This window comes from Micromonospora sp. CV4, from assembly GCF_003667455.1.
Taxonomy (GTDB): domain Bacteria; phylum Actinomycetota; class Actinomycetes; order Mycobacteriales; family Micromonosporaceae; genus Micromonospora.
In genome coordinates this window covers 90,177-97,468 of sequence record NZ_RCVI01000265.1, presented here as the reverse complement: position 1 = coordinate 97,468, position 7,292 = coordinate 90,177, and the positions used below count along the sequence as shown (strand labels likewise).

Here is a 7,292-nt window from a genome sequence, read left to right as displayed (position 1 = left end):
CTGCCGCTCCGACGTCCGCTGAGCGGCCTGCCGCTCCGACGTCCGCTGAGCGGCCTGCCGCTCCGACGTCCGCTGAGCGGCCTGCCGCTCCGACGTCCGCTGAGCGGCCTGCCGCTCCGACGTCCGCTGAGCGGCCTGCCGCTCCGACGTCCGCGACGAGCGTCCACGCTGGTCGGATCCGGCGGCGCGGCGGTATTCGACACGCCCGGCGTCGATGCGCCGGGCCGGTGCCGGCGGTAGCGTGGGGACGTGCTTCCCGTCGCGCTCACCTGTCCGCTGTGGTGGGTGGCGCGCTGGGCGACGCGGATGCTGACCAGCCTCGCCGTGGTCGCCGCTCTGGCCCTGGGCTCGGGTGCCTCACCGGCGTCGGCCGCCTCGCCCGACCCGCTGCCCGCCTCGGCGGCGTCCTCGGGCTCTCCGTCCTCCGGATGGGTCGTTCCCACCAGCTCCGTGGCCCTCGCGGCCCCGGTCGTCGTCGACCGCACCGCCCCGCCGGTCTCGCCCGACGCGCACGCGGCGGCACCCGCCGTCGAGGCCGCCGTTCCGGCGCAGGCCGGTGCCGCCGCGATCGAGGCCGGTCCGCAGCGATCGCCGCGCACCGCCGATCCGGCCACGCGGGCCTCCCGGGCCCCGCCGCGGCGCTGAGCCACCGGGACGACGTCCCGCCGCCACGCCTGTCGATCACTCAACTCCGCATCCCCGCCCGCCGGCCCGTGGCCCGCCACGTGGTCCCGCCCGGGTCGGTTGTGCGGCTCCCCACCGCAGCGTTCCTTCCTCCGAGGTGCCGATCATGGAGACCGTCCTCTACCAGTTCCTGACCGAGGTTCCGCAGGCCGCCGCCATCTGGTCGGCACTGCTCCTGCTGGCCCTGACCGTGCTCACCGTGCTGGTCGCCCGCCCCGAGCGGGACCGTCCGGGCGTCGAGGAGTCTCCTGCGCCCACCACTCGGGAGCTCGCCGCCGTCGAGGCGGCAGACCTGCGCCGGTACGCCGAGGAGGTGGCCGTCGCCGCGGCCGGCGCGGCGCAGACCGCCCGACGACGTCGCGCCGACTGGCTGGCCGCGCAGGAGGCGGCTGAGCGGGCCTGGGCCGCGTACGAGGAGGCGGACCGGGCCGCCCGTCGGTTCGCCGGCGCCGGTTCGCTGCCCACACCGCGTACGCCGCAGTCCCCGAGCGAGTACGCCGCCCGGGAGCGTTACCTGCACCGCGCGGCGATGGCGGCGCACTGGCGCGGCGACCTGTCGATGCGTCAGCTCACCGACGTCTTCGCGCACCGCAACGGCTGGGATCCCCGGCGGCACCCGGTCGAGCAGGAGGTGCTGCTGAGCCGCGCTGTGCGGGACGGCAAGTTGGTCGAGCACCGGGCCGCCGCCGAGCGCGAACGGTCCACCTGGCGGGATGCGGAACTGGCCGCCGAGGCGGCCCGCACGCTCGCCGCGGAGGCGTACGCGACGGCGGCCCGGTTGCGGCCGATCCTGGTGCCGGTGCGGCCGGCAGTAACCGTGGCGGCCCGGCCGGCGACCGCGGCGCGCTGGCACCCGGCGCGGGTGGGCTGAGGAAATGCCCCGACCGGGGCGTGAGCCCGATCACACCGCCGTCGTAACGGGCAGTCGGAACGGTCGGGCGCAATGTTCGCGCGAATGCGGAACCATTGTCGACGGCCTGTCCGGTTGTCGACCGTAGGCGCCACCATAACCGGTTGTCCCATCGAGTCGCGTCAGTGGCAATACGCGCAGAAATTCGCGCGCAGATCCAGGTTTACGCAGGTGAACCTGGCTTGGCAGCACTTGAACCGACCAGTAGTGTCGTCCCGTCCGGTGCGGTAACCGATCGCAAGAGGCGACGCCGCGCCGACCCGCTCAATCGTGATCTACGAACCGGGGACCCAGGTACGTCCGGGGTGAATCCGCGAGCCACGGCCCGCAGTAGGGCGATCTTCCCGCCCGAATCCGTCAGCTAACCCGGTAGGCGGTGTCGGAAGGAGTTCCATCCTCGTGCAGCACCTCTCCACCCCTCGGTTGTTTCCCCGCCTCCACGGCGCCGCGGTGCCCCCGCTCATCCGTCCGGTGAGCTGACCCCCAGGGTCACCGCCTCTTCCGCCCGGCCACGCCGGGCAGTCCCCTGAGCGGTTCACCACCCGCGGACCACGGTCCGCGCGCTGGCGCCTGCCCGGAAATCGGTCCGGCCCGGTGTGCCGCTCACCCCCCGATCCGTGGAGGACCCCGTGAAGCACACCCTGAAGCGTCAGCTCCGTCGTCTCACCACCGAGCGTCCGTACCAGATCGTCGCCGCCTCCGCCGCGGCTCTCGCGCTCGCGACCACCACCGGCGCCCTGATCGCCGGCACTGACGACGCCCCGGCCAGCCAGCACACCGCGACCACGGTCGCCGAGATGCGCAGCGACACCGTCGCCTCCCGCGGCGAGGCGCGCGTCGCGACCCCCTCGGCCAGCACCGCGCCGAGCAGCGCCGCACCGACGGCCAGCGCCGCGTCGCCGGCCGCCAAGGCCAGCGGCAACCCGGACCTGACCCGTAAGCCGGCGCCGCCGAAGCCGCCCGCCACCAAGGTGCTCGACTACGACTACCAGGCCCAGAACACGTACTACAACTGCGGGCCGGCAGCCACCCGCAACGCGCTCAGCGCCACCGGCATCGACCGCACCCAGGAGGAGCTCGGCGCCAAGCTGGGCACCACCGAGATGGGCACCAACTCGGCCCTGGACACCACCCGGGTGCTCAACGCCGAGGTGAAGGGCTCCCCGTACCGGACCCGCATGTTCGCCGGCGCGCCCAGCCCCGCCCAGATGGACCGGCTCCAGGCCGACGTGGTCACGGCGATCACCGCCGGCCGGGGCGTGGTGGCCAACGTGGCCGGCGACGCCACCGACACCGATGGTGGCTGGCACTCCTACGGCGGCGGGCACTACATCGCCGTCGTGGGCTACAAGGACAACGGCCGGATCGTGCGGATCGCCGACTCGGCGAACGCCGCCGACCCGGCGTACTGGATCACCACGATCGACCTGGCGAACTGGATCGCCACTCGGGGCTACTCCGCCTGACCCGGGCGCAGCCGCTGCGGGCGCCGTCCCCCACAAGGGGCCGGCGCCCGCGGCGTTTCTCCAGCCGGCGGACTCTACAGTGGATCTCCATTGGTCGGTGTATCCCCAGGTGCCGCCGACGCGGGCTCTCGTACCCGTCCCCGAACCGTGGGAGACTGCGGCCGTGGTGGATGAATCGGGTGGTCACGCCGGCCGCGGGCCGGTCCTGCTGCTGCTGCACGGAATGGGGGCGACCGGCGACGTCTGGCTGCCCTGGGCGCCGCTGCTGGAGCAGCACTGGCCGGGGCGGTGGCTGGCACCGGACCTCGCCGGTCACGGCTGGTCGGCCCCGCTGCCGTCGTACTCCTTCGCGGGGCTCGCCGAGCGGATCGCCCACGGCCTGGCCCCCGACGACCGGATCGTCGTGCTCGGGCACTCGCTGGGCGGGGTGGTCGGCCTGGCGCTGGCCGCCCGGGCCGCCGGCATGCCGGTGGACGCGATGGTCGGGCTGGGCATCAAGGCGGTGTGGTCACCCGACGAGCTGACCCGCGCCGCCGAACTCGCCGCCCGCCCGGTCAGCTGGTCCGCCAGCCGCACCGAGGCGGCCCGTCGCTACCTGCGCGTCTCCGGGCTCGCCGGCCTGGTCCCGCCGGACCACCCGCTGGTGGACGCCGGGCTGCGCCAGGTCGACGGCCGGTGGCGCCTCGCCATGGACCCGGCCGCGTTCGCCGTCGGCGCTCCCGACCTCGCCGCGCTGCTGGCGGCGACCGACGTGCCGGTGGTGCTGGCCCGCGGCGAGCAGGACCCGATGGTCACCGACGCGCAGCTCAAGGAGTTCGGCGTACCGGTCGTCACGCTCCCCGGGCTCGGGCACAACGCGCACGTGGAGAATCCGGGGGCGGTGCTGGCGCTGCTGGACGCGTACCGCTGAGGGCGTCCGCCGTCACACCTGCGCCGACGCGGCGAGGGTCTTCGCCGGGGCCAACTCCCGGCGGGCCGCGCTGAGAAAGGCCTCGGCGTACGACTCGACCGGGAAGTCACCCAGGTAGCGACGGCGAGTGGCCCACCGGGCCTCGGCCAGCGGATCGGTGTCGAGCAGGGCGGTCAGCACGTCGTCGGTGTTGGCCATGTCCCGGCGCAGCACGTAGCCCGATCCGGCCAGTGGGAAGTTCTCCACGAACCGCTCGCCCTCGTCGCCCATGTCGGTGACCGCGTACGGCTTGCCGGAGTAGAGGTAGTCCGAAATGACCCCGGACACGTCGGAGATCAGCGCGTCCGACCGGTTGACGCACTCGGTCAGGCTCAGCTCGCGGGCCGCGGCGCCGACCACGTGCTGCCGCCCGGTCCGGGCCCGGTCCGCGACCAGCAACTCGGTCAGCCGGCCGAGCTGGCGGGCCGAGGCCGGGTTCTGCGCCGTGTACGGGTGTGCGCGCAGGATCACCGTCGCGCCGCGCTCCAGCAGCCGGCGCAGCAGGCCCTCGGCCACCGGCAGCGAGCAGTAGTCGGCGTCGGCGTGGTGCCCGGTCCAGGTCGGGGTGTAGAGCACCGTCGGGTGCGACAGGCCGCGCACCGGCTCGGGGCGTACCTCGATCGACTCGACCTGCGGGCGGCCCACCACCACGAACTTCTCCGGCGGGATCTGCACCCCGGCGCGGGCGTACCGGTCGATCGCCGCGGGGCCGGCCACGAAGATCCGGTCGAAGATCCCCGACACCGGGTTGGCGCTCGGCGCCTTGTCGCTGTCGCCGTGGTGCAACTGCACGTGGGTGAGCTGCGTGAACCGGATGCAGTGGCTGTTCTTCGCCCCGTGGTTGACGTAGAACGCCGCTCGCAGGCTCGGCACCAGCGCCTCGTCGATCGCCCGCAGGGTGGGGCAGTAGACCACCGGCGCGTCGGTGGCCGCGGCGATCGGCGCCAGGAACTCGGGCTCGCGCAGCACGACCATGAACGGCCGCCCGATCCGCTCCAGGTACGGCAGCCACATGGTGACCTGGTACTCCGAGCCGGGCGGCGCGGAGAAGTAGAGCAGGAACTCCGGCCGGTGCCGGCGCAGCGCGCGGGCGACGGCCCCGCCACCGGCGGCCGGCCGGAACCGGCGCCGGGCCAGGTCCAGGGCGACCGCCCCCGCGCCGACGCCGACCAGCAGGCTGGCGACCAGCGCCACGGCGGCGGGCAGGGTCAACGCGGAGGCGAGGGTCACCACGGCGAGCAGCCCCAGCAGGGCGGTGCCGAGCTGGTCGGCGATCAGCGGTGTCCAGCCCCGCACCGGCAGGTTGGCCACCCGGACCTCCAGGTTGCCGGCGGTCCGCAGCGGCCCCACCAGCAGCACCAGCCCCAGCAGCACCAGCGCGGTTGCCACCAGCGCCGGGTCGAGCCCGTCGTCCAGCCGCCGGGAGTATCCGACCAGGACGGCGGCGGCGATCAGCGCCGTCTCGGCGACGAGGTCAGCGCCGGGCCGGATCCGCTGCTCGGCGGCCGCCGCGGCCAGCGCGGCGACGGCCAGCGCCAGTCCCCATCCGGTGGCCCCGGTCAGCGCCACCGTGACGAAGGCCAGCACGGCCAGGCCGGTACTCAGGCACCGGGCGGCCAGCTTTCGGACCAGATCACCACGCATGTCGCTCCGTTCGCCGCCGTCGGGGTTCCGCCGTCGTCAGCGTCAGCTCGCGGATGCCGCACCGGCCGGCGAACCGACCCGGCCCGGTCCGGCCTGGGCCGGCACGGTCGCGGAGGGCCCGTCACCGGGCGCTCGGCGTACGTCGATCACCTGGCCGGTCAGATCGGAGATCAGCACGTCCAGCGAGGACTGGGCGACGGCCTCCGCGGCGAGCAGGGTGTGCTCCGGCTCCTCGCCGAAGGCCCGCGTCCGCATCGGGGTGGCGGTCCGCTCCGGGTTGATGCAGTTGACCCGTACGCCGACATCGGCCCACTCGTCGGCCAGCGCCTGGGTGAGGTTGACCAGGGCGGCCTTGGTGGCGGAGTAGAGCGCGTAGCGGGCCCGCCCCCGGGTGTACGAGCTGGAGGTGTAGAGCAGCAGCTGGCCCTTGGTCTGCTGGAGGTACGGCAGGGACTGCCGGGCGATCGTCACCGGGCCGACGAAGTTGACCTGGAGCAGCCGGTCCATCGTCTCCTCGTCCATCTCGGCGAGGGCGCCCTTCTCCAGGATGCCGGCGGTGACCACCACGTGGTCGATCCGGCCGGTGGCCTCGAAGGCGGTCTTCAGCGCGACCTCGACGTCCTCGGCGCGCTCCACGTGGGTGCCGGTGGTGGAGCGGCTGAACGGGAAGACCTGCGCGCCGTAGCGTCGGGCCAGCTCGGTCAGCTCGTGGCCGATGCCGTAGCTGCCGCCGAACACCACGACGGTGCGGCCGGTCAGCTCCTCCGTGTAGCTGCGGTGGTCGGTGAGCCGGGGCGCCTGCGCGGCGGCGAGCTGGAAGAGCTTGTCCGCCAGGTGCACGTCGACCGGGTGGGTGACCTTGATGTTCTCGTCCGAGCCGTCGATCACCTTGATCGGGGTGCCCGGCAGGTAGCGCAGCACCACACCGCAGTCGTCGGTGGCGGCGAAGTTCGGGTCGCCCTCGGCGATCCGGTACGCCTCGCGGATGGTGGGGGAGCGGAACGCCTGCGGGGTCTGCCCGCGGCGCAGCCGCGAGCGCACCGGGATGTCGGTGATGCAGTCGTTCTCGTCCACCTGGATGATCGTGTCGGCGGACGGGATGGCCACGTCCACGGCGTCGTAGGTCCAGAGAGCGTTGACGCACTCGCGCACGATCCGGCCGCTGAGCAGTGGACGCACCGCGTCGTGGAAGAGGATGTTGCAGTCCGCCGGCCCGACCGCGTCCAATGCGATCCGGGTGGTCGCGTTACGGGTGTCGCCGCCCTCGATCACCTTGGTGACCTTGCGCAGGCCGGCCTTCTCGACGATCTGCCGGGCGTCCTCGACGTGCCCGGTGGCCATCAGCACGATGATCTCGTCGATCTCCGGGGCGGCCTCGAAGACCGCCAGGGTGTGCTCGATGATCGGCTTACCGGCGATCTTCAGCAGCTGCTTCGGGATGCCGAGGCCCAGTCGGGTCCCGGTGCCGCCGGCCAGCACCACGGCCACCGTCCGTGAGGGCCGCCACGGCGCCAAGGTCTCCGGTGTGGCGTCCGGGCCAGTGGTCTGGTCCTGCGTCATTGCCGGATCCTCACTCTCAGGTATGCGTTAACGGAAGGTTCCGCCCGAGCGGCGACGGAATGAACCCTAACGCTCGGAC

At 73.7% G+C, this 7,292-nt stretch carries 6 protein-coding genes and 1 riboswitch; of the genes, 4 read left to right on the top strand and 2 right to left on the bottom strand.

What is annotated here, in order from left to right; translation table 11 throughout:
* Positions 1-249: 249 nt before the first annotated feature.
* From EAD98_RS16310 to EAD98_RS16295, 4 genes are all read left to right on the top strand, one after another.
* On the top strand, positions 250-645 hold the full coding sequence (locus EAD98_RS16310; protein WP_121654917.1) for a hypothetical protein: 396 nt from the start codon (positions 250-252) through the stop codon (positions 643-645).
* A gap of 145 nt (positions 646-790) precedes the next feature.
* A complete protein-coding gene (locus EAD98_RS16305; RefSeq protein ID WP_121654916.1) occupies positions 791-1,555 on the top strand; it encodes a hypothetical protein in 765 nt (254 codons plus the stop codon).
* 290 nt (positions 1,556-1,845) lie between these two features.
* Positions 1,846-1,985, top strand: a riboswitch (cyclic di-AMP (ydaO/yuaA leader).
* Positions 1,986-2,211: 226 nt separating this feature from the next.
* Positions 2,212-3,060 (top strand): C39 family peptidase, encoded by an 849-nt coding sequence (locus EAD98_RS16300; RefSeq protein ID WP_199723428.1) that lies wholly within the window; start codon positions 2,212-2,214, stop codon positions 3,058-3,060.
* Between the two features lie 163 nt (positions 3,061-3,223).
* Positions 3,224-3,970, top strand: coding sequence for an alpha/beta fold hydrolase (locus EAD98_RS16295; protein WP_121654914.1), 747 nt, complete (start codon positions 3,224-3,226; stop codon positions 3,968-3,970).
* Between the two features lie 12 nt (positions 3,971-3,982).
* Here EAD98_RS16295 and EAD98_RS16290 read toward each other — a convergent pair whose 3' ends face one another.
* Entirely contained in the window at positions 3,983-5,653 is a 1,671-nt protein-coding gene (locus tag EAD98_RS16290; protein ID WP_121654913.1) for a CDP-glycerol glycerophosphotransferase family protein, read from the bottom strand.
* A 42-nt stretch (positions 5,654-5,695) separates the two neighbouring features.
* Positions 5,696-7,213, bottom strand: a complete 1,518-nt coding sequence (locus EAD98_RS16285) for a bifunctional cytidylyltransferase/SDR family oxidoreductase (protein ID WP_121654912.1) — start codon at positions 7,211-7,213, stop codon at positions 5,696-5,698.
* Positions 7,214-7,292: the final 79 nt, after the last annotated feature.

What these genes read in the sequence shown, in the direction of transcription:
- EAD98_RS16305 (WP_121654916.1), top strand. Translation starts at nt 791, where the DNA reads ATGGAGACCGTCCTCTACCAGTTCCTGACCGAGGTTCCGCAGGCCGCC.
- EAD98_RS16290 (WP_121654913.1), bottom strand. Translation starts at nt 5,653, where the DNA reads ATGCGTGGTGATCTGGTCCGAAAGCTGGCCGCCCGGTGCCTGAGTACC.
- EAD98_RS16285 (WP_121654912.1), bottom strand. Translation starts at nt 7,213, where the DNA reads ATGACGCAGGACCAGACCACTGGCCCGGACGCCACACCGGAGACCTTG.